We start from the raw sequence: 1,421 nt of genomic DNA, 5'->3' as shown, positions 1-1,421 counted from the left end.
TATTTTTATTCTTCTCCTGTTAGAAAAGTGGATTTTTTGATTGCAAAGTTACTGCCTGTATTTTTTCTTCACTCTGTAAATATTTTTATCCTGTTTTTGTGGGCTACTTATCTGTTTAAAGTGCCATTTAAGGGCAGTTTTTTTATATTCTGGCTAACTTCAGAAATTTATGTGCTGATAAGCGTTGCTATTGGCCTGCTGGTTTCGGTTATAACAAGAACACAGATAGTTGCCTTAATTGCAACAATAATTATCACGGTAATCCCGGGATTTTTATATTCAGGAATACTTATGCCTATATCATCTATGACAGGAGAAGCTTATATAGAAGCCCATTTATTTCCTGTGATGTATTACAACCATATTGTTTATGACTCCTTTCTTATTGGACAGGGATTTTCCTCAGCTAAGAATATTATCTATTTCCTTATTATGATTGGATATGCAGTAGCTTTGCTTACAGCAGGTAGTATCTTAATGAAAAAGGAACTAAGATGAAGGCTTTCTGGAGTATTTTTGCAAAAGAAATAATAACATTTTTGAGAAATTGGGGATTGGTAATTGTCTTGCTTTATTCATTTACCATTGACGTTTATATTGCAGGACAGGGGTTTGAGGTAAAGCCCAGAAATGTCTCTATAGGATATGTTGATTACTCACAGGGAGTCATTTCTAAAAAAATCTTGAACCATTTACACAGCCCAGAATTTAAGCCACCTGTTGAGTTTGAATCTCAGGAAGAACTAAGTAAGGCCATCTTTGATAAAGAAATTATGGTTGGTCTGGTATTTGAACCTGATTTTGAAAATCCCTTTACAAAATGGAAAACTCAGTTAATGTTTTACTGGATTCTACAGCTGCAGCACAGGCTTTTATAACATTATCTTATTTACAAAATATAGTGATGAGTTTTTCACAACTGAAATTTCCTGTTGAGCTGAAAATTCATAAGATTTTTAACCAAAACGCAGATACACGGCAATTTATATCATTTGCAGAGTTTTTATCAAATTTAACACTCCTGGGTGTTATCCTGTCTGCTGTTGTTTTTGTCAGGGAAAAAGAAAATGGAACATGGGATATAATGCTACTGATGCCTGTTGATTCAAAACTTATTATCCTTGCAAAAAGTTTTTCTCAGATTGTTATCACAATGATTGGCACTATTTTAAGCGTTGGTCTGATTTTGTTCGGTGTATTTGACGTTCCTATGAATGGCAATTTCTGGGTTTTTATTGTTTTTACATTTGTTTATCTACTTTCTGTTAGCGGAATAGGACTTTTTATTGCGTCTGTAGCACAAAATATGCTTCAGGTGGCACAGCTGTCTGTAATTATTATGATGCCTATTATCTTTCTCAGCGGTGCATGGACACCGATATACTCAATGCATCCTGCAATCCAGTATCTTTCTTATCTCT

3 protein-coding genes are annotated in these 1,421 nt (G+C 34.1%); all 3 read left to right on the top strand.

What is annotated here, in order from left to right:
- A partial coding sequence (locus HG1285_RS01575) for an ABC transporter permease (RefSeq protein WP_008289365.1) occupies positions 1–498 on the top strand: 498 nt, incomplete at its 5' end.
- The gene (locus HG1285_RS20020; protein ID WP_008289364.1) at positions 495–878 is read left to right on the top strand and encodes a hypothetical protein; all 384 of its coding nucleotides are present in this window, start codon (positions 495–497) and stop codon (positions 876–878) included. The genes HG1285_RS01575 and HG1285_RS20020, both read left to right, overlap by 4 nt.
- The coding region (locus tag HG1285_RS20015; RefSeq protein ID WP_198005463.1) for an ABC transporter permease at positions 821–1,421 on the top strand (601 nt) is incomplete at its 3' end. The genes HG1285_RS20020 and HG1285_RS20015, both read left to right, overlap by 58 nt.

This window comes from Hydrogenivirga sp. 128-5-R1-1 (assembly GCF_000171895.1).
The sequence above is the reverse complement of the archived record's forward strand: the minus strand, read 5'-3'. Positions and strand labels throughout refer to the sequence as shown.